Below are 20,426 nucleotides of genomic sequence, written 5' to 3'. Positions count from 1 at the left end.
CGGCACGATTGGCGCGCACGCGCCGCTCGTGCCGATGCGCCGACTCGCAGGATCAGTTCAACCCGCCGCTCACGACGAGGTGTTCGCCGGTCATCCACCGTGCGTCGTCCGATGCGAGGAACACGGCGACCGACGCGATGTCGTCCGGCTCGCCGAGGCGGCCGAGCGGCGTTTCGCTGCGCACCTGCTTGTCGAGATCGGAACCGATGATGCCCGCGCTGTGCGTGCCTTCGGTCACGATCATGCCCGGGTTGATCGCGTTCACGCGGATCTTGCGCGGGCCGAGTTCGAGCGCGAGCACGCCGGTGATCGCGTCGACCGCGCCCTTGGTGCCGCTGTACACCGCGCTGGCGGGCGGCGTGATGCTGGTCACCACCGAGCTGATGTTGATGATGCTCGCGCCTTCGCCGAGATGCTTGACGGCCGCCTGCGTCACGAGCAGCACGCCGAACACGTTCGTGTCGAACTGCCGCCGGTAGTGTTCTTCGGTGATCGCTTCGATCGGCGAGAATTCGTACACGCCGGAATTGTTGACGAGCACGTCGAGACGGCCGTACGTATCGACCGCCGTATCGACGATACGCTGCGCGTCGGCTGCCTTCGACACGTCGCCACCGACCGCGACCGCGCGGCCGCCGGCTTCGACGATCGCGCTCACCACCGCATCGGCGCCCGCCTTGCTGCTCGCATAGTTGACGACGACCGACGCACCTTCCGCGGCCAGCGCCCGCGCGATCGCGGCACCGATGCCCTTCGATCCGCCCGTGACGATCGCTACCTTGCCTGTCAGCTTGCTCATGATTTCATTCCTCAGTCCAAGACTCTCGATGGATGGCACCGGTTGCCGCATCGATGCGGCGGCCCGGCATGAGGGGCAATTTAAGCTGCCGCGCGGCGGCGATAAAGCGGCTTGACGCGAATTGTCTGGCGGGGCCAGCCGAACAATCGGGTCGGCGCCGTCAGCCGGCGCTCAGCCACGCGTTGGCGACATCGCCGCCCAGGCCGTCGAGCGCGCCGTCGTAGACGATCCGTCCGCGCCCCATTACCGCGACGCGCCGCGCGAGCCGCGGCGCGAACTGCAGCCGCTGCTCGATGAGCACGATCGCGACGCCGTCGGCCTGCAGCGCGGCGAGGCAGGCACCGACTTCGTCGACCGCGAGCGGCGCGAGCCCTTCGGCCGGTTCGTCGACGATCAGCACGCGCGGGCTGCCGGCGAGCGCACGGACCAGCGCGAGCACCTGCTGCTCGCCGCCCGACAGCCGCCCGGCCTTCACGTCCGCGCGCGCGGCCAGCAGCGGAAAGCGGTCGAACAGGCGTTCGAGCGCCGCGCGTTCGGCCGCGCCACGCGTGCCGCGCAGCCCGAGCTTCAGGTTGTCGCGCACGGTCAGCAGCGGAAACACGTCGCGGCTTTCGGCAACGTAAGCGACGCCGCGCCGTGCGATCTCGAACGTGCGTGCGCCCGCGCATTCGGCGCCGGCGATGCGCACCGAGCCGGCCGTGCGCACGAGCCCCATTACGGCCTTCGCGAGTGTCGAGCGCCCCGAGCCGTTGCGGCCGAGCAGCGCGAGCGTCTCGCCCGGCGCAAGCGCGAGATCGACGCCGTCGAGCACCGGCTGCATCCCGTACCACGCGCGCAGGTCGCGGATGTCGAGAAGTGCGTTCGTCATACGCTGCCCTCCCCGAGATACGCGGCGCGCACGGCCGGATCGGCGCGGATCGCATCGGGCTCGCCGGTCGCCACCACCGAGCCGCGCACGAGCACCGTGATGCGTTCGGCGAAGCCGAACACCGCATCCATGTCGTGCTCGATCATCAATACCGTGCGGCCCTGCGTCGTCGCGCGGATCAGCGCGATCATCCGCGCCGCCTGCGCGCGGCTCATGCCGGCCGTCGGCTCGTCGAGCAGCAGCGTGCGCGCGCCGCTCGCGAGCGCGATCCCGAGATCGAGCGCGCGCTGCTCCGCATAGCTCAGTTCGGCGGCCGGCGCGTCGCGCCGCGCGTCGAGGCCGATGTCGTGCAGCACGCGCGCGGCCGCGAGATCGACCGACGCCGATTCGCGCAGCCGGTTCCACCAGCGCCTCCGCTCGGCCGGCGCATGCAGCGCCGCGCAGCGCAGGTTGTCGAATACGGTCAGCCGCGCGAACGCGCTCGTCTGCTGGAAACTGCGGCCGACGCCGAGGCGGCTCGCGACGACCGGCCCGCGCCCGCGCAGCTCGACGCCGTGCAGCACGACGCGCCCGCGGGTCGGCCGCGTCGCGCCCGCGATCACGCCGAACAACGTCGATTTGCCCGCGCCGTTCGGCCCGATCAGCGCATGGCGCTCGCCGGCCGTGATGCTCAGCTCGATGCCGTCGAGCACAGTCTGCGCACCAAAACGCTGCGTGATACCGTGGAGCGCGATCGCATTGCCGTTCATCGCCCGTCCTCCCGCTTGCCGGACTGCGCGAACCGCGCGCGCCAGCCCCACAGCAGCGTGCCGATGCCGGCCGCCGAGCACGCGACGGCCCAGCCGGCCGGCGTATCGGCGTCGATGCCCCAGGCGCCGAACGCGAGGCCCGTGCCGTCGTCCTGCGCGAAGCGCCACGCATAACCGAGTTCGGCGGCGCAGACGATCGCGACGCCCCAGAACACGCACGCGCCGACGCCGCACAACAGGCGCCACCGCTCGGCCGCCGGCGCGCCGCGGCGCAACGCCTGCGCGAACGCTTGCGCGATGCCCGCGATCCCGCGCGGCGCGGCCACGACGATCACGACGAACAGCACGCCCAGATACAGCGCCCACGCGCGCGACACGCCCGCGACGACGATGCTCAGCATGGTCAGCACGGCCGCGCCCGCCGCCGGCCCGAAGAACGCGCCGGTGCCGCCGATCACCGCGGCGATCAGCACGGTCGCCGAGCGCGCCATCGACACGCTGTCGGGCGTCGCTATCTCGACGTCGATCAGCGTCAGCGTGCCGGCGACGCCCGCGAAGAACGACGCGCAGGTGACCATCGCGAGGCGCACGCGACGCGGATCGGTGCCGAGCGCGGCGACGCGTTCCGGGTTGTCGCGCACCGCGTTCGCGAGCCGCGCGAGCGGCGTGCGCGTCAGCGCATGCATCGCGAACGCCGACACGACGCACCACACGGCAATCACCGCATACGCGTGCGCCGGCGCGCCGAACTGCCAGCCGCCCCACGGCGTGCCGCTCGCGCGGTCGATCGGCACGCCGCCGATGCCGCCGAACCACGCGGGCACGCTCCACGCGGCGGCCGCGACGCATTCGCCGAGCCCGAGCGTGATCATCGCGAATGCGGTGCCTGAACGGCGCGTCGCGAGCAGCCCGGCGACCAAACCGAAGCCCGCGCCGGCCATGCCGCCGACGAGCGGCAGCAGCGGCAGCGGCCCGCCGAAGCGGTTGAACCAGTGCGCGGCCGCGAATGCGCCGAGGCCCGCGAACGCCGCATGCCCGAACGACAGCAGCCCGGTCGTGCCGAGCTGCAGGTTGTACGACAGCGCGAGCACGACGAGCGCGGCCGTCTGCGCGAGATAACCGAGCACCGCGCCGTGCGGCCACAGCCACGCGGGCAGCGCGACGCACGCGGCGAACAGCGTCCAGCGCGCGAGGCCGGCGAGCGCGCGGCTACGCATCGGCACGCTCGCCGAACAGCCCGCGCGGCCGCGCGACCAGCACCGCGACGAGCAGCAGGTACGGCACCAGCGGCGCCAGTTGCGCGATCGACACCGCGGCCACGCTGTCGGGCAGCGCGACGCCGGCCCATAACGCGAGGTCGCGCAACGACGTGTCGCTCGCGGCCGCGAAGGTCTGTGCAAAACCGACCGCGAGCGACGCGGCGAACGCGCCGCCGAGCGAGCCGAGTCCGCCGATCACGACGACCGCGAACACGACCGATCCGACGGTCTCGGCCAGCGCGGGTTCGATCACCGCGAGCGGCGCGCCGATCACGCCGGCCAGCGCCGCGAGCGCGGTGCCAGCGCCGAACAGCGCCGTCATCACGCGCGGCACGTCGTAGCCAAGCGCCTCGACGGCCGCGCGATGCGTCAGCGCCGCACGCACGACGAGCCCGATGCGCGACACGCGCAGCAGCGCGCCGAGCGCGACCAGCATCGCCGTGGACATGCCCATCATGAACAGCCGGTAACGCGGCAACGCGAGGCCGAACACGGTCACAGGCGCGCCGTCGAACAGCGGCGGCACGGGCGCCGGCAGCGGCGCGAGGCCCCACAGCAGTTTCGCGCCCTCGCCGATCAGGTAGGCAAGGCCGAAGGTCAGCAGCAGCTCGCTCGTATGCCCGCGTGCCTGCACGCGGCGCAGCAGCGCGCGTTCGCAGCTGGCGCCGAGCAGCCCGACCGCGAGCGGCGCAAGCACGAGCGCAGGCCAGAAACCCGCGCGGGCCGCGATGCTGTAGCCGACATACGCGCCGAGCATGTAGAAGCTCGCATGCGCGAAGTTGAGCACGCCCTGCACGCTGAAGATCAACGTGAGGCCCGCCGACAGCATGAACAGCAGCAAACCGTAGCTGAGGCCGTTGAAGGCCTGGAGCGCGAATGCGTGCACCGCGAACCGTCAGGCCGCAAGCGGGTCGAGCGCGGCGCGCAGCGCGTCTGGCAGCGGCACCGGGCGGCGCGTGCCGCGATCGACGTACACGTGCACGAAATGCCCCTGCGCGGCGGGCGATGCGTCGCCTTGCGCGAACAGCCCGACCTCGTAGCGCACGCTGGACGTGCCGAGCTTGACGACGCGCAGCCCCGCGTCGACCGACTGCGGAAACACGAGCGGCGCGAAATAGTTGCACTGCGTCTCGACGACCAGCCCGATCGTCTGCCCGTGCTCGACGTCGAGCACGTCCGCGCGGATCAGGTACGCGTTCACGACGGTGTCGAAGTAGCTGTAGTAGACGACGTTGTTCACGTGCCCGTAGACGTCGTTGTCCATCCAGCGGGTCGTGATCGGCAGGAAGTGGCGGTAGGCGTCGCGCGGACGCGGCTGCGGCTTGTCGGACATGGCGATGGCGGTCAGGACGATGGGAGCGATGAGCACGAAGCGCGGCGGCCATGCGGCACGGCGCGCCGGCAAGAAGCGAGGCGCCGCGTCGCGATCGCGTGCGGCACGGCGGATGAAACGCTGCGAACGGGCCGGCCCGTCACTGCCCCGGCCGATCGACGAATTCGAAATCGAGGCCGCGCGCGCGCATCCAGTCGGCGAGCGCGATGCCCGTGCCGGCGCGCCACGGGCGCAGCAGCGGCGGATCGACGAGCCTGTATTCGAGCAGTTCCGGCGACAGCGCGACCGTGCCCGACGCGCGCACGTGATACGCGATGATCAGTTCGTTCTTGCGGATGAATTCGTAGACGCCGACGAGCGACACGTGCTCGGCCTTCAGCGCCGTTTCCTCGAACACCTCGCGCGCGATGCCGTCCTCGGGCGTCTCGCCGTTTTCGAGGAAGCCGGTGATCAGCGCGAACATCCCTTCGGGCCAGGCCGCGTTGCGTGCGAGCAGGATCTTGCCGTCGAGCTCGACGATCGCGGCGACGACGGGCAGCGGGTTGTTCCAGTGCACATAGCCGCAGGTGTCGTCGGGGCACGCCTGGCGGACGCGGCCGCCTTCGTGTTCGGAATCGGCGCGCTCGGTCAGCGGGCTCGCGCAGCGCGGGCAAAAGCGGTAATCGGCGGTGGTCATCGGTGGAGACATGGCGAACGGGGCCGCCTGCATCGGCGGCCCCGTTCGCGCTCGGCGCGGGAAAGTCTCGATTCTAGCGAGTTTGCGCCGCGGCGAGGCTTTCAGCGACATCAGGATGAGCCGGCCGGAACGGCGCGGGCGATGCGATTCGCCCGCGTTCGCCCCGGCCGGGTGACGCGCCGGTGCGCACGCAGGTGCACGCGCCCGGCGCGCCGCGTCCCGCCGGCATGCGGCGGCCTGCCGTCCCGCTCAGGCCGCCGCCGGCGTCCGGGTGGCCGGCATCCGGATCGCCGGCCGGTCGGTCAGACCGTAGCCGGCGCGGACTGCGCCGGTCAGTCGCGGATGCTGCCGTAGTTGATGCCGGCGAGCGGCATTCCGGCGTTGTTGCCGGTCGTGCTGCTGCCGGTCACGTTGCCGAAGTTCAGGCCCACGAGCGCGCCGGACTGCTGCGCGTACCCCGGCGTCAGCGCGACGCGGGTTTTCGTCGTCGAGCTGTCGATCCAGCCGAAGTTCCCGCCCGCCAGGCCGCCGAGCCGCGCGTAGTAGCCGCCGGAAACCGTGCCGGCCGACGACGACGATGCGATCGCCCCGCTGTTGAAACCGACCAGGCCGCCGACCGAGCTGTAGTGGCCGCCGGTTGCCGAACCGGTCGCGCTGGACGCCTCGACCGACGCACCCATGTAGTTCTCGCCGATCAGGCCGCCGACATAGCCGGACGAGCCGGCAGCGACGTCGCCGGACGCACTCGACGCGGACACGCGGCCGGCGTTGAAGCCGATCAGGCCGCCCGCCTTGCCCGCGCCTACCACCCTGACCGCACCCTTCGCGTCGGACTTGCGCACCGAACCCGTGTTGCGGCCGACGAGCCCGCCTGCGATGCTGTCGAATGCGGTCCAGACCTCGCCCGATGCCGACGATCCGTCGACGACGCCGCTGTTGGTCGCCACGAGGCCGCCGACGACGCTCGAGATGTCGCCCGCCACCGAACCCGTCGCGTCGGATGCCTGCACGGTGCCCGCATTGACGCCGACCAGCCCGCCGGCTTGCCCGGACATGCCTGCCACCACGGTGCCGCTCGACGACGACGCGCGGATCGTGCCGTCGTTCACGCCGACGACGCCGCCCGCCGTTGCGTAGTCGGGTGCGAGGACGTTGCCGCTCGCGGACGACGCGAGCACTTCGCCGGTCGCCGCATTGCGGCCGGCAAGCACGCCCGCGATACCCTTCGCGCCCGTCGCGACGTAACCGGTCGCGCTCGACGCATCGATCTTGCCGGCGTTATGGCCGACCAGCCCGCCGGCCACGCCGGCAGTGCCGGCTTCCACGCCGACGCTGGACGTCGATTCGCGAACGCTCGCGAAGTTGGCGCCCACGAGGCCGCCGACGTTCGACGCACCGGCCATCACCCGGCCGGCGGCCGTCGATGCATTGACGACGCCACGGTTTTCGCCGACCAGCCCGCCCACGCGAGCACTGTCGCTCGCCGCCACGATGCCCTTGAACCCGGACGCGTCCACCCGGCCCGCGTTGTGGCCGACCAGACCGCCGACCGATGCGTTGCGTGCGGCCCGCACATCCGCGGCAGCCGTCGATGCGTTGATCGCACCGCCGTTGTTGGCGCCGGCGAGGCCGCCGACACGGGCGCCGGTGCCGAGCGCCGTCACGGTGCCCGTGACCGTCGACGCATCGACCATCCCGCGGTTGTCCCCGACCAGCCCGCCTGCGCTGCCGCTCGACGAACTGACGACCTGGACGTCGGCACGGCTGTTGCGGATCGACGCGTCGTCGAGCGAGATGAACGCGATGTTTTCACCGGCCAGGCCGCCGACGTTCAGCGCATCCCTGCCGCCGTCGACGCGCCCCGCCACGGATGCGCGCTCGATCGCGCCGCCGAAGTTGCTGCCGACGAGGCCGCCGACGATCGTGCGCCCGTCGCCGCTCACGGCGACGTTCGTCGCCTTCACGTCCGAGATGGTGCCCATGTTGTAGCCGGCCAGCGTGCCGACGCTGACGGGCGACCAGTAGGACGGCACGACCGCGCGCGTCGTTACCTTGTCGAGACCGAGGTTGGCGATGCGGCCCGCGTTGAACGCGAACAGGCCGACGGCGTTGCCGCCCTGATTGGAAATCGACAGATCGCCGATGGTGTTGCCGAGGCCGTCGAACACGCCGTCGAACGAACCATGCGCGCCGATGCTCCGGAACGACGCACCCTTGCCGTCGATCGCGTTGCCGAGCACGTAGCGGCCCCTCAGGTTGCGGTCCACGTTGCGCAGGCCCGCCACGTCGTGGATCACTTGATACGCTTCGCCGTTCGACGAGAACGATGCATCGCGGCCCGACAGCGTCGCCGATGCGTTGTCCTGCGTGAATCGGTGGCCCTTCGTCGAGTTCAGTGCGAGTCGTGCCTGCTCGCCCGTCAGCGCAAGCTTGTCGTCCACGCGGATCTCGCCTGCGGCGTTCGCCGATACGCTCGCTTTTGCGCCGCTCGCCGTCAGCGCCTGCTTCAGTGCGACGTCACCTTGTTTCGACGTCAGCGTCAGCGCGTGATCGTTCGTCCAGTTCACCGCGCCGTCCACCGTCAGGTCACCCGTCGTGTTCGTCAGCGCGACGTTCGTCGTGCCCAGCGTGCGCGACAGCGTCTGTCCGTTCAGCGTACCGTCTGATTCAGCGACGTTCGCGTTCGCCGATTCGATCGTCCACGTGCCCGTGCGACCCGACGCGCTACGCGTATCGACCTGCGCGTCGCTCGACACGCGAACCTGTTCGCCGCGCGTCGTCACCTCGCCGCCTGCTGCATTCAGCTTGCCGGCGACCTTCACCAAGCCGCCATCCAGCGTGATCTTCCCGTCGCGCGTGCTCAACCCTTGCGCTTCGATCGTCCCGCTGTTGTTCACCACCGCGTTGAGCAGGCCATTCGCCGCACGCGCCGTCATCAGCACCTCGCCGCCGTCTGCCTTCAGCAAGCCGCCGTTGTGCGCCTGCGCGTCCATCGCGCCGCCTTCCACCTGCAGGTTCAGCAGACCGTTGCCGTCGAAGTTCACGGTGAACGCATCACCCGCGCCCAGCGCCACGCGCCCCGCCTGCGCACGAATCACGCCCGTGTTCGACACCCGCGCGCCCAGCAGCGCCACGCTACCGCCTTCGGCCGCCGTGATCGTCCCCGCGTTTTCCACCGACTGGCCCGATGCACCCGCGAACCGGTAGTTGCCTGCGAGGAAATCCTTGTCCGACACGTCCTTCGTCGACGCCACCAGACCACCCACGTTCACCTGCGCACCCGCGCCGAACACCACGCCATTCGGGTTCACCACGAACACCTTCCCGTTCGCGTCGATCTGACCGTGGATCTGGCTGCCGTTCGCCCCGATCACGCGGTTCAGCGCGATCGACTGCTGCGTCGGCTGCTGGAACGACACGCGCTCGCCGCCGCCCACGCTGAAGTCCTGCCAGTTCGTGATCAGCTTGTCCGTGTGCTGGTTGATCGACATCGACTTGCCGTCCGCCGACGTCGCAATGTCCGCTTGCCCCGACGCTACCGCGCCGCCCGTCGGCAACGCGTATGCGCTCGTTGCCGCCAGACCCAGCAGCGACACCCCCGCCGCCATCAGGCGCTTGCCGCCACCCGCCTTGCCTCGACGGCGCGCCGTTTCGCTCACCGCGCACCAGCCGCCCTGCGCTTCGTTCCACACCAGCGAATAGGCTTTATTCATTTGAAATCCTCTTTAACTTACGTTTCAACCGGCCCGTCTTCGACGGACCTCCGATCACGCCACCCGGCAACGCCGGGCAGCCTGAACCCATACGCCCGACAGGCAAGCCTGTCGGCCCTGAGCGTCGCCGAACGGATACGCGCAGGGATCGATCCGGCATAGTCAGTCGATTTGCATACCTGAATGAATTTAAAAATGGAGGGCGGCAAGAAACGATTCGCGGCCTGCGTCGCGGATGTCGACACCTCATGTGCCCGACCCGCCGGCATCGCTTCGTTCGACACGGGAAAGCCGGCCCGTCGCGAACGGGCCGCCGCGGCTGGATTGCCGCCCTCGGAAAGCGGGATGGGCGGGCGGCGGAGCCGGGCCTCTCGATTGCCGCCCGGCGCCGTGCGCAACGCCATACCCCGCGTTGATGCGGATTACCGCTTGCCGTCGATCATGCCGATATTGAAACCGGTGAACGGTTCAGCCGAAGCCGCGCCCATCGTATGGCTCGATTCGATGGTTCCGGCGTTGACCGCAGCGAAACCGCCGAGAAACACCGGCCGCGCCTGCGCCGCGTATTCGACCTTCGAACTCGTCCACGACGAACGAATCGTGCCGCCGTTACCGCCCACGAAACCGCCGCCCAGCGAAGCCTTGCTCGACACCGTGCCCGACGATTGCGAATCGGTGATCAACGCCTCGTTCCACCCGGCAAACCCGCCGATGAAGCGCGCGCCGACAGCCCCCACGTTGCCGAACGCCTTCGAGCCGCTCACGACGGCGTCCCGGCCCTTGTTGTAGCCGACCACTCCGCCCACGTAGCTGTCGCGCTCTGCGGAAACGTTCGACGTCGAGCTCGACGATGCAATCGTGCCGTGGTTTTCGCCGACGAGCCCGCCGATCCGGTTCTCCAGCCCGCCGCGCACCGCCCCGCTCGACCGCGAGCCCTCGATCTTCCCGTCGTTGATGGCCACGAGCCCGCCGACGAAGCTGTCGTTGCCCGCGCTCACGTTGCCTTCCGCCACACCGTCGCGAATCGCACCGGCGTTCTTGCCGACCAGGCCGCCGACGACGCCGTTCGCAGCATCGGTCACACGCCCCTTCGCCGATACGTCGGCGAGGACGCCGCCAACGTTCTCGCCCGCGAAGCCGCCAACCGACGCCGCACCGCTTCCGTTCACGTTGCCGAACGCATGCGACCTGCTGATCTCGCCGCCGTCGTTGCTGCCGACGAACCCGCCGATGGTGCTGCCGGCCTTCGCGAAGACGTTGCCGCTCGCCGATGCATCGCGAATGGCGCCGTCGTTGTTGCCGACCAGACCGCCGACCTTTGCTCCGGACGCTGCACTGGCGCTGCCGCTCGCCGATGCATCGCGGATGGTGCCGCCGTTGTTGCCGACCAGACCGCCGACCATCGCCCCGGACGTTGCGCTGACGCTGCCGCTCGCCGACACGTTCGACAACGCCGCACTGACGTTCCAGCCGACCGCGCCGCCGATATAGCCCTCTTTGCCGGCCGACACGGCCATCGACGAATTCGAGCGATCGATCGCGCTGCCGGCCGTGAAGCCGGCCAGGCCGCCCGCGAACGTGTTGTCGCCCACCGACAGCTTCCCGCTGCTCGACGAATCCGTTACGGTCGAGTGCCAGTTCATGCCGACGAGGCCACCCACCAGGTACATGCCGACCGACGACGACCCCTTGCTCGCGATCTCTGCGTCGACGCGACTGTTCGCGATCCGCGCACCGGAGACGTTCTGGCCGGTTATCCCGCCCACCGACGTTGCCCTGCTGTAGCCGGTGATGCGCCCCTGGAAGCGCGCGCCGTCGATGACGCCGCCATCGTTCACGCCGACGAGCCCCCCGACATCGTGCTGGCCGCGGTCGGCGGACGAGGACGAGACGCTCATCCCCGTCGCGCGAACGTTCGAGATCGTCCCGCGGTTGTAGCCGGCCAGGCTGCCGACCATCGAATCGCGGGCGTTCGACGCGCCGCTCACGGCAAACGAATCAAGCGCGAGATTGGCGATGCGTCCGCGGTTCTCGGCGAACAGACCGATGGACGGGGTCATCCCGGTGACATACAGTCGCGAAACCGAGTTGCCAAGGCCGTCGAATACGCCGTCGAACGACTCGCCCGGACCGATGCTCTGGAACGCCGCGCCCTTGCCGTCGATCGCGTTGCCGAGCACGTAGCGGCCCTTCAGGTTGCGGTCCACGTTGCGCAGACTCGCGACGTCGTGGATCACCTGATACGCTTCGCCGTTCGACGAGAACGACGCGTTGCGGCCAGACAGCGTCACCGATGCGTTGTCCTGCGTGAACCGCTGGCCCTTCGTCGAGTTCAGTGCCAGTCGTGCCTGCTCGCCTGTCAGTGCCAGTTTGTCGTTCACGCGGATTTCGCCTGCCGCGTTCGCCGCCACGCCCGCCTTCGCGCCGCTCGCCTTCAGCGCCTGCTTCAGCGCGACGTCACCTTGTTTCGACGTCAGCGTCAGCGCGTGATCGCTCGTCCAGTTCACCGCGCCGTCCACCGTCAGGTCGCCCGATGTGTTCGTCAGCGCGACGTTCGTCGTGCCCAGCGTGCGCGACAGCGTTGCCGCGCCGATCGCAGCGTCCGCGCCATCGACGTTCGCGTTCGCCGACTCGATCGCCCACGTGCCCGTGCGACCCGACGCGCTACGCGTATCGACCTGCGCGTCGCTCGACACGCGAACCTGTTCGCCACGCGTCGTCACTTCGCCGCCTGCTGCATGCAGCTTGCCGGCGACCTTCACCAAGCCGCCATCCAGCGTGATCTTCCCGTCGCGCGTGCTTACCCCCTGCGCCTCGATCGTCCCGCTGTTGTTCACCACCGCGTTGAGCAGGCCATTCGCCGCACGCGCCGTCATCAGCACCTCGCCGCCGTCCGTCTTCAGCAGACCGCCGTTGTGCGCCTGCGCGTCCATCGCACCGCCTTCCACCTGCAGGTTCAGCAGGCCGTTGCCGTCGAAGTTCACGGTGAACGCATCACCCGCGCCCAGCGCCACGCGGCCCGCTTGCGCACGGATCACCCCCGTGTTCGACACCCGTGCGCCCAGCAGCGCCACGCTACCGCCTTCGGCCGCCGTGATCGTCCCCGCGTTCTCCACCGACTGGCCCGATGCGCCCGCGAACCGGTAGTTGCCTGCGAGGAAATCCTTGTCCGACACGTCCTTCGTCGACGCCACCAGACCGCCCACGTTCACCTGTGCGCCCGCGCCGAACACCACGCCGTTCGGGTTCACCACGAACACCTTGCCGTTCGCGTCGATCCGGCCGTGGATCTGGCTGCCGTTCGTCCCGATCACGCGGTTCAGCGCGATCGACTGCTGCGTCAGTTGATGGAACGACACGCGCTCGCCGCCGCCCACGCTGAAGTCCTGCCAGTTCGTGATCAGCTTGTCCGTGTGCTGGTTGATCGACATCGACTTGCCGTCCGCCGACGTAGCAATGTCGGCTTGCCCCGACGCCACCGCACCGCCCGTCGGCAGCGCATACGCACCCGACGCCGCCAGACCCAGCAACGACACCCCCGCTGCCAGCAGGCGCTTGCCGCCCGCCTTGCCTCGACGGCGCGCGGTTTCGCTCACCGCGCACCAGCCGCCCTGCGCTTCGTTCCATACCAGTGAATAGGCCTTATTCATTTGGAATCCTCTTTATTTGATTCTTGAACGCTCGCGGGAAACGAGCACCCGATCACGCACGCTCAGAAATACTGGGCGGCCTGAACCCATACGCTCGGCGAACGGGTCGGCGAATCGCCTCCCCGGCCGAGCGGCAATGCGGCCGTCAGCGTGACTTGCCGCTTCGCGCCATACCAGCTCGCGCCGACACCCGCCGCCTGCATGTGCTGCGTATTCCGTTCGCGCTTCCACGGATGCCGGTTGATCTGTACGCGGCCCGCGTCGACGAACGTGCTGACCTGCCATCCAGGCGCGACGAGATAACGCAGTTCGGCGCTGGCCTGCCAGCCCTGATCGCCGCTGCCTTCGCCCAGCGCATACGCGCGCACGCCATAAGGGCCGCCCAGGCTGAATTTCTCGGACGCATCGAGATTGCGCGACGCGAGCTGCGCGCCGATTTGCGCATACACCTGGAACCGGCCGCCCAAGGCCTGAATCCGCTGCACGTTCAGGTTCAGCTTCGTGAAGCTACCGATCGCCTTCGTCAGTTCGTTCGCCGCGAACACGTCGCTGCTGCGCAACCTTCCCACGCCGAACATCACCGAGAAGCCGTTGCGGCCGCCGCCCAGCCAGCCGTCCTGGCTGTTGCCGCTGAGCCCGAAGGTCCACAGGCCGACGTTCTTGTCATTGCGGAGCTCGAACGCGCCGTATTCGTCGTGCAGGTTCTTGTTTTCGTATTGCACCTGCGCGGTGAGGTTGAGATCACGCGCACGCACGAGCGGCTGTGCGACATAAGCGGTCTGCACGCTGGCGCGCCCGCTCATCTCGAGATCGGAAAAACTCCCTGCGACCCGGTAATGCAGCGACGAATACGCGACGCCGACCCGCGTGGACGCCGGCCCGACCGGCACCTGATACGCGGCGCGGTAATAGCGTTGCCGTTCATCGCTGACGAGCCCGCGCAGGCTCAGCCGATCGCCAAGCCGCAACGGCGCATTGACGTCGACGCTGCCGCCGACGCGGTAGCGCCCCGTCGATACCACGCCGAAGTTGTCGAATTCGAGCGACCCGGACGCGAGCGGCCCGCGATCGGCATCGACGACGAGATCGGTGGTGCCGGGCGCGTCGCCGGGGCGCAGCGTGCCGCGCGCGCCGACGCCCGCCAGATCGTCGAGCAGCAGCAGGCTGCGCTCGAGACTGGAGCCGCGCACGACATCGCCCGAATGCAATGCGGAAAGCGGCTGCCGCAGTACGGCGTCGACTACGCGGGAATGGTTCTGGATCTCGATCTTGCCATAGCGCCCTTCGGCGACTTCGATGCGCACGACACCGTCTTCGATGTCCTGCTTCGGCAAATAGGCGCGCGCAAGCACGTAGCCGCGCTCACGATAGTAGGCGGTGATCCGCTCGGCCGCGCGCTGCAGGTCGGCGAACCCGAGCGTGTCGCCGGCGAGCCCGGCGACGAGCGCCTGCAGCGTTGCGCTGTCGAATACGGTGTTGCCGCCGACCTCGAACGCGCGCACGACGATGCGCGGCCCGGCTTCCGGTGGCGGCTGCGCGGCGCTTTCGGACGGGACGATCTCGAGATCGGGTGCGGCTTCCTGCGGCAGGGCCGGCCGCGACGTTTCGACGTCGCGCATCGTCGTGCCGGCGTTCGGCACCTGTGCGTGAGCCTGCCCGGGCAGACTCGCGGCGCCCGCGCCCCACAACAGCGACAGGCACAGCGCAAGGCCGTGCCCCCTGGCTGCGCGTCGAACGCCGGCGGCTTCGACGGTCGCGGCCCGTGAGCCGGCCGCGCGAGAATCGGCGACGAGGAAACCGCCGATGTCGTCACGGTAACGGACGACGATTGTTGTTTGAACGTGATCTGCCCACATACGCCACTGCATCCGAAGTCGAATCACCGGACACGCTCCGGCGATCAATTTATTCGGCGGATGCTACAGACAGACATTCCGGATGTATGTAGATCAGGTACGAAATTTACGCGGCAGCTCTCGTTCAAATACGGTCGCGTACTAAGCCGTGCCGAAGAACAATAGCAATCCTATTCATTTGTCCTGTTCGAATCGACATCATCCGTAGACGGCTCGCGCGTTTGCGGCGAAAGCCGGTTACGCACCGCCCTTCGATGCGGCACGCGGCCCGACGGCGTCGACCGTCGGTTTCACGCGCGCCGATGCGCGACGGCGACCACCGCGATCGCCACGAACCCCGCCGCCCCTGCCAGCAGCGTCGCGGCCGCCACCCACAGCGCGGGCGTGAACGATCCGTATCGCGCGACCAGCGGCGCCGCCACGAGCGGCCCCGCGATCTGCCCGACGCCGTACGAAGCGGTCGCATAGCCCATCAGCCCCGCCGCACGTTCGCCATGCAGGCGGCGCGCCTCGCGCATCGCGAACAGCGTGATCGCGGTGAACGGCAAGCCGAGCAGCACGCAGCCGAGCGAAAAACCCGCCGCGCTGGGCCAGACGATACCGGCCGCGATGCCGAGTGCCTGCGTCGCGCAGCCGAGCGCGAGCAGCAACCGGTTGTCCCAGTGCGCGGGCAGCCGCGCGGCGGCGAGCGCGCCGACGATCAGCGCCGCACCGAACATCGGCCAGAACAGGTCGGGCCACGGCGAGCCGGCCGGCAGCGCCGTGCGCGCGATCACCGGCAGGAACGTCGCCGTGATGATGTAGCCGAAGCCCGGCATCCCGTACAGCACGACGAGCCACGCGGCATCCGCGCGATGGCGGCGGGCGGTGTCCGGCGCGGCAACGGCCGCTGCGTGCGGCACGGCGGCGAGCGGCAACTGGCCCGCCGCAGGCGTCACGGCGAACGTGCGCCAGATCGCGACCGACAGCACGGCCGACAGTGCCGCGAAGCCCAGCCAGCCGAGCGCCGCGCGATGACCGGCCAGCGCGCTGCCGATCAGCCCCGTCAGCACGATGCCTGCGCCCGGCCCCGCGTAGATCACCCCGCTCCACTCCGGCGCGTGCAGTTCCGAGAGCCGGCGCAACCCCCATTGCGACACGAACACGAACGTCCACGCGCTGACGACGCCCGCAACGAAGCGCACCGCAAGCCACAGCGGCAGCAGATGGCCGGCCCCCATCGCGGCCGTGAGCAGCACGGTGGCCGCGAGCCCGAAGCGGACCATCCGCGCGGGCGCGACGCGCAGCGCCGCGCAACTGACCGCGCCGACGAAGTAGCCCGCGTAATTCGCCGAGGCAAGCCAACTGCCGGCCTTCAGGCCGATCGAGCCGTCTGCGAGCATCAGCGGCAGCAGCGGCGTGAACGCGAAGCGGCCGACGCCGAGCGCGACGGCCAGCCCGATCATGCAGGCCAGCGCGGCCGCACGGGCGCGGCGGTCGGCTTCGTCTGACGAAAGTGCGTGGGCGGCGGGCGGTGCATCGAAACGGGACATGGCGGCAGCACGGGCCGCCGCATGCGATGCGCCGGCCGAGACGAGGATCGGGATGGCGTCATCGTAGCTTGACCAACCATTCTCGAAAAATGAATAATTGAGAATCCAGTCATCCCTTGGAGAGAATCATGGATCTGGCGGCGCTGGCAATTTTCCGGGCGGTCGTGCGCGAGAACGGGGTGACACGCGCAGCGGCCAAGCTCAATCGCGTGCAGTCGAACGTCACGACGCGCATCAAGCAGCTCGAGGAAGAACTCGGTGCGGCACTGTTCGTGCGCGACGGCCGCCGGCTCGTGCTGACGCCGGCCGGGCACACGCTGCTGCCGTACGCGGAGCGCCTGCTCGCGCTCGCCGACGAAGCGCGCGACGCGGTGCGCGAGGACACGCCGCGCGGGCGGCTGCGGCTCGGCACGATGGAAAGCACGGCCGCGAGCCGGCTGCCGACCGTGCTCGCCCGCTATCACCATGCGTGGCCCGACGTGTCGCTCGAGCTCGTGACGGGCACGACGGGCTGGCTGATCGGCAAGGTGCGCGACTTCGAGATCGACGCCGCGCTGTTCGCGCGCCCGCCGGCGCCGGACACGCTGCCCGACACGTTCGAGACGGTGCCGGTCTTCCGCGAGGATCTCGTGTTGCTCACGCCGCGCGGCCATCCGCCGGTGCGCACGCCGCGCGACGTGATCCTGCCGACGCTGATCGCGTTCGAGCGCGGCTGCACGTATCGGAAGTACGTCGAGCAGTGGTATGCGGCGCACGGGATGAAGCCGGCGCGCGTGCTCGAACTCGGCTCGTATCACGCGATCGTCGCGTGCGTCGCGGCCGGCGCGGGCATCGCGGTCGCGCCGCGCTCGGTGCTCGACTTGCAGCCGGAAACCGACCACATCACCGCGCATGCGATTCCGGAATTCGAAGGAATCGATACGCTGTTGGCGTGGCGGCAAGGTTATGCGTCGGCGGCGCTCGCCGCGCTGCGCGACGCGCTTGGGGAGGCCGGGCGGCAGCCGGACGCAGTACAGAAACCGCGGAAACCGCGCGTGGCGCAACCGGCCTGAAGCGATCCGCCAACGAACGCGCGACGGCGAACTCGCGCACCATCCGCTTGCGTGCCGGGCAACCGTTCGTGCGTCACGCATGGCGGCGGATCGCCCCCTCGCACCGCGCGTAAACGCAAAACGACCCGACCGGCATCCATGCCGATCGGGTCGTTTCATGCGATTCCGTCGAAAGAACCGCGCGGTGCCGGCCGGTGCGCCGCCCTGGCGGGCGCCGCGCCGGCCAGGCCCGATCAAAGACGCTCTTCGACCCAGCCCTTCACGCCTGCCAGCGCGCCCGGCAGGTTCGCCGGCTCGGTGCCGCCCGCCTGCGCCATGTCCGGACGGCCGCCGCCCTTGCCGCCGACCTGCTGCGCGACGAAGTTCACGAGCTCGCCGGCCTTGACCTTCTTGCTCGCATCCGGCGTGACGCCCGCGATCAGGCTGACCTTGCCGCCTTCGACGGCCGCCAGCACGATCGCCGCGTTCTTCAGCTTGTCCTTCAGCTTGTCGACCGTTTCGCGCAGCGTCTTCGCGTCCGCACCGTCGAGCGTCGCCGCCAGCACATACACGCCGCCGATCTCGACGGCCTGCTGCGCGAGTTCGTCGCCCTGGCTCGATGCGAGCTTCGACTTCAGCGCGCCCAGTTCCTTCTCGAGCGACTTCACCTGGTCCTGCACCTGCGCGATACGCTGCGTGAGTTCCGACGGCTGCGCCTTCAGCGCCGCTGCCGCTTCGTTCACACGCGCGTCGAGTTCCTGCACGTAGCGCAGCGCGTTGTCGCCGGTGATCGCCTCGACGCGGCGGATGCCGGCCGCGACGCCGCCTTCGACGACGATCTTGAAGAAGCCGATGTCGCCGCTGCGGCTCACGTGCGTGCCGCCGCACAGTTCGCGCGAGAAGCCGAGGTCGAGCACGCGCACTTCATCGCCGTACTTCTCGCCGAACAGCGCCATCGCGCCGCCCTTCACCGCTTCGTCGTACGGCATCACGCGCACGATGCCCGGCGCGTTGGCCAGGATTTCGTTGTTGACGATCTGCTCGACGCGACGGATTTCGTCGTCGGTCATCGGCGCGTTGTGCGCGAAGTCGAAACGGGTCTTTTCCGCGTCGACCAGCGACCCCTTCTGCTGCACGTGCGCGCCGAGCACTTCGCGCAGCGCCTTGTGCATCAGGTGGGTGGCCGAGTGGTTGCGCTGCGTGCGCGCACGGCGGTGCGCGTCGATCTCCGCGCGCAGCACGTCGCCGACCTTCAGCGTGCCTTGTTCCAGCGTGCCGTGGTGGCCGATCACGTCGGCCTGCACCTTCAGCGTATCGGCCACCGCGAAGCGCGTCGCGGCGTTCGCGAGCACGCCCTGGTCGCCGACCTGGCCGCCCGATTCCGCATAGAACGGCGTGTGGTCGAGCACGACGACCGCGTCCTGGCCGGTCTTCACTTCGTTGACCGACGAACCGTCGACGTACAGCGCGACGACCTTCGCGTCGTCGAACGCGATTTCCTCGTAACCGTGGAACGTGGTCTTCGCGCCCGTGTATTCGAGGCCCTGCGTGGCCTTGAACTTGCCGGCCGCGCGCGCCTGCTCGCGCTGGCGCGCCATCGCGTCGTCGAATGCCGGCTCGTCGACCGTCATCCCGCGCTCGCGGCACACGTCGGCCGTGAGGTCGAGCGGGAAGCCGTAGGTGTCGTGCAGCTTGAACGCGAGCTCGCCGTCGAGCACCTTGCCGCCCTTCGCCTCGACGTCGGCCAGCGCGGCTTCGAGGATCGACATGCCGTGCTCGATCGTCTCGAAGAAGCGCTCCTCTTCCTGGCGCAGCACGTCGGTCACGCGTTGCTCGGCTTCCTTCAGCTCCGGATAGGCAACGCCCATCTCGGCGACGAGGTCGGCCACCAGCTTGTGGAAAAACGCGCCCTTGCGGCCGAGCTTGTAGCCGTGGCGGATCGCGCGGCGCACGATGCGGCGCAGCACGTAGCCGCGGCCTTCGTTGCCGGGGATCACACCGTCGACGATCAGGAACGAGCACGCGCGGATGTGATCGGCGATCACCTTCAGCGAGTTGTTCGTGAGGTCGCTGATCTCGGTCACGCGCGCGGCGGCCTTGATCAGGTTCTGGAACAGGTCGATCTCGTAGTTGCTGTGCACGTGCTGCAGCACCGCGGCGAGGCGCTCGAGGCCCATGCCGGTGTCGACCGACTGCTTCGGCAGGCGCGTCATGTTGCCCTGCGCGTCGCGGTTGAACTGCATGAACACGAGGTTCCAGATCTCGATGTAGCGGTCGCCGTCTTCTTCAGGCGACCCCGGCGGGCCACCCCACACGTCCGGGCCGTGGTCGTAGAAGATTTCGGTACACGGGCCGCACGGGCCGGTGTCGCCCATCGTCCAGAAATTGTCCGACGCGTAGCGCGCGCCCTTGTTGTCGCCGATGCGGATGATGCGCTCGGTCGGCACGCCGACTTCCTTCGCCCAGATGTCGTAGGCTTCGTCGTCTTCCTGGTACACGGTGACCCACAGCTTGTCCTTCGGCAGCTGGTAGACCGTGGTCAGCAGTTCCCACGCGAACTTGATCGCGTCGTGCTTGAAGTAGTCGCCGAACGAGAAGTTGCCGAGCATCTCGAAGAACGTGTGGTGGCGCGCCGTGTAGCCGACGTTCTCGAGGTCGTTGTGCTTGCCGCCCGCGCGCACGCTGCGCTGCGCCGTCGTGGCGCGCGAGTACGGACGCGGGTCCGTGCCGAGGAACACGTCCTTGAACTGGACCATGCCCGAGTTCGTGAACATCAGCGTGGGGTCGTTACCGGGCACGAGGCTCGACGAGCGGACGATCGTGTGGCCCTTCGATTCGAAGAATTTGAGAAATTTCTCGCGGATTTCGGCAGCTTTCATGGCGTGCGGGGACAGTCTGGCAAAGACGGCTTCAAACGCCGGCGCCCTTGGGCGGCGCGCGGCGGCATGGATTCGGAAACG

At 69.4% G+C, this 20,426-nt stretch carries 13 protein-coding genes; 1 reads left to right on the top strand and 12 read right to left on the bottom strand.

Translation table 11 applies throughout. The annotated features are described in order from the left end of the window. Window positions 1-52: 52 nt before the first annotated feature. The 11 genes from PQB87_RS07600 to PQB87_RS07550 all read right to left on the bottom strand — a co-directional run bounded on the left by PQB87_RS07600 (window position 53) and on the right by PQB87_RS07550 (window position 16,435). The gene (locus PQB87_RS07600; RefSeq protein WP_153488177.1) at window positions 53-799 is read right to left on the bottom strand and encodes an SDR family NAD(P)-dependent oxidoreductase; all 747 of its coding nucleotides are present in this window, start codon (window positions 797-799) and stop codon (window positions 53-55) included. Window positions 800-959: 160 nt separating this feature from the next. After that, window positions 960-1,667, bottom strand: a complete 708-nt coding sequence (locus tag PQB87_RS07595; RefSeq protein ID WP_153488175.1) for an ABC transporter ATP-binding protein — start codon at window positions 1,665-1,667, stop codon at window positions 960-962. Then, window positions 1,664-2,416, bottom strand: coding sequence for an ABC transporter ATP-binding protein (locus PQB87_RS07590; RefSeq protein ID WP_153488174.1), 753 nt, complete (start codon window positions 2,414-2,416; stop codon window positions 1,664-1,666). The genes PQB87_RS07595 and PQB87_RS07590 overlap by 4 nt, the downstream gene beginning before the upstream one ends. Then, window positions 2,413-3,633 (bottom strand): branched-chain amino acid ABC transporter permease, encoded by a 1,221-nt coding sequence (locus tag PQB87_RS07585; RefSeq protein ID WP_489242777.1) that lies wholly within the window; start codon window positions 3,631-3,633, stop codon window positions 2,413-2,415. Before PQB87_RS07585 ends, PQB87_RS07590 begins: the two co-directional genes overlap by 4 nt. Beyond that, a complete protein-coding gene (locus PQB87_RS07580; protein ID WP_153488172.1) occupies window positions 3,626-4,561 on the bottom strand; it encodes a branched-chain amino acid ABC transporter permease in 936 nt (311 codons plus the stop codon). The genes PQB87_RS07585 and PQB87_RS07580 overlap by 8 nt, the downstream gene beginning before the upstream one ends. 9 nt (window positions 4,562-4,570) lie before the next feature. Continuing rightward, window positions 4,571-5,008 (bottom strand): acyl-CoA thioesterase, encoded by a 438-nt coding sequence (locus PQB87_RS07575; protein ID WP_153488170.1) that lies wholly within the window; start codon window positions 5,006-5,008, stop codon window positions 4,571-4,573. A gap of 139 nt (window positions 5,009-5,147) precedes the next feature. Next, a complete protein-coding gene (locus PQB87_RS07570) occupies window positions 5,148-5,684 on the bottom strand; it encodes an NUDIX domain-containing protein (protein ID WP_153488990.1) in 537 nt (178 codons plus the stop codon). Between the two features lie 332 nt (window positions 5,685-6,016). Then, on the bottom strand, window positions 6,017-9,397 hold the full coding sequence (locus PQB87_RS07565; protein WP_489242776.1) for a two-partner secretion domain-containing protein: 3,381 nt from the start codon (window positions 9,395-9,397) through the stop codon (window positions 6,017-6,019). Between the two features lie 422 nt (window positions 9,398-9,819). Beyond that, entirely contained in the window at window positions 9,820-13,047 is a 3,228-nt protein-coding gene (locus PQB87_RS07560; RefSeq protein ID WP_489242775.1) for a two-partner secretion domain-containing protein, read from the bottom strand. Window positions 13,048-13,109: 62 nt separating this feature from the next. After that, entirely contained in the window at window positions 13,110-14,666 is a 1,557-nt protein-coding gene (locus PQB87_RS07555) for a ShlB/FhaC/HecB family hemolysin secretion/activation protein (RefSeq protein WP_407646392.1), read from the bottom strand. A 527-nt stretch (window positions 14,667-15,193) separates the two neighbouring features. After that, window positions 15,194-16,435 (bottom strand): YbfB/YjiJ family MFS transporter, encoded by a 1,242-nt coding sequence (locus PQB87_RS07550; RefSeq protein ID WP_153488166.1) that lies wholly within the window; start codon window positions 16,433-16,435, stop codon window positions 15,194-15,196. A gap of 128 nt (window positions 16,436-16,563) precedes the next feature. Here PQB87_RS07550 and PQB87_RS07545 point away from each other — a divergent pair, with 128 nt between their 5' ends. Next, a complete protein-coding gene (locus PQB87_RS07545; RefSeq protein WP_126360935.1) occupies window positions 16,564-17,487 on the top strand; it encodes a LysR family transcriptional regulator in 924 nt (307 codons plus the stop codon). A gap of 233 nt (window positions 17,488-17,720) precedes the next feature. On the opposite strand, the gene alaS is transcribed toward PQB87_RS07545, so the two are convergent. Then, window positions 17,721-20,345: an alanine--tRNA ligase gene (alaS, locus tag PQB87_RS07540; protein WP_174414402.1), complete on the bottom strand. Its 2,625-nt coding sequence runs from the start codon at window positions 20,343-20,345 to the stop codon at window positions 17,721-17,723. Window positions 20,346-20,426: the final 81 nt, after the last annotated feature.

This window comes from Burkholderia sp. KL41 (assembly GCF_057005415.2).
This window is presented reverse-complemented; position numbering and strand designations above follow the sequence as displayed.

What these genes read in the sequence shown, in the direction of transcription:
- PQB87_RS07570 (WP_153488990.1), bottom strand. Translation starts at nt 5,684, where the DNA reads ATGACCACCGCCGATTACCGCTTTTGCCCGCGCTGCGCGAGCCCGCTG.
- PQB87_RS07575 (WP_153488170.1), bottom strand. Translation starts at nt 5,008, where the DNA reads ATGTCCGACAAGCCGCAGCCGCGTCCGCGCGACGCCTACCGCCACTTC.
- PQB87_RS07585 (WP_489242777.1), bottom strand. Translation starts at nt 3,633, where the DNA reads ATGCGTAGCCGCGCGCTCGCCGGCCTCGCGCGCTGGACGCTGTTCGCC.
- PQB87_RS07600 (WP_153488177.1), bottom strand. Translation starts at nt 799, where the DNA reads ATGAGCAAGCTGACAGGCAAGGTAGCGATCGTCACGGGCGGATCGAAG.
- PQB87_RS07595 (WP_153488175.1), bottom strand. Translation starts at nt 1,667, where the DNA reads ATGACGAACGCACTTCTCGACATCCGCGACCTGCGCGCGTGGTACGGG.
- PQB87_RS07550 (WP_153488166.1), bottom strand. Translation starts at nt 16,435, where the DNA reads ATGTCCCGTTTCGATGCACCGCCCGCCGCCCACGCACTTTCGTCAGAC.
- PQB87_RS07560 (WP_489242775.1), bottom strand. Translation starts at nt 13,047, where the DNA reads ATGAATAAGGCCTATTCACTGGTATGGAACGAAGCGCAGGGCGGCTGG.
- PQB87_RS07590 (WP_153488174.1), bottom strand. Translation starts at nt 2,416, where the DNA reads ATGAACGGCAATGCGATCGCGCTCCACGGTATCACGCAGCGTTTTGGT.
- alaS (WP_174414402.1), bottom strand. Translation starts at nt 20,345, where the DNA reads ATGAAAGCTGCCGAAATCCGCGAGAAATTTCTCAAATTCTTCGAATCG.
- PQB87_RS07545 (WP_126360935.1), top strand. Translation starts at nt 16,564, where the DNA reads ATGGATCTGGCGGCGCTGGCAATTTTCCGGGCGGTCGTGCGCGAGAAC.
- PQB87_RS07565 (WP_489242776.1), bottom strand. Translation starts at nt 9,397, where the DNA reads ATGAATAAAGCCTATTCGCTGGTGTGGAACGAAGCGCAGGGCGGCTGG.
- PQB87_RS07555 (WP_407646392.1), bottom strand. Translation starts at nt 14,666, where the DNA reads ATGCGCGACGTCGAAACGTCGCGGCCGGCCCTGCCGCAGGAAGCCGCA.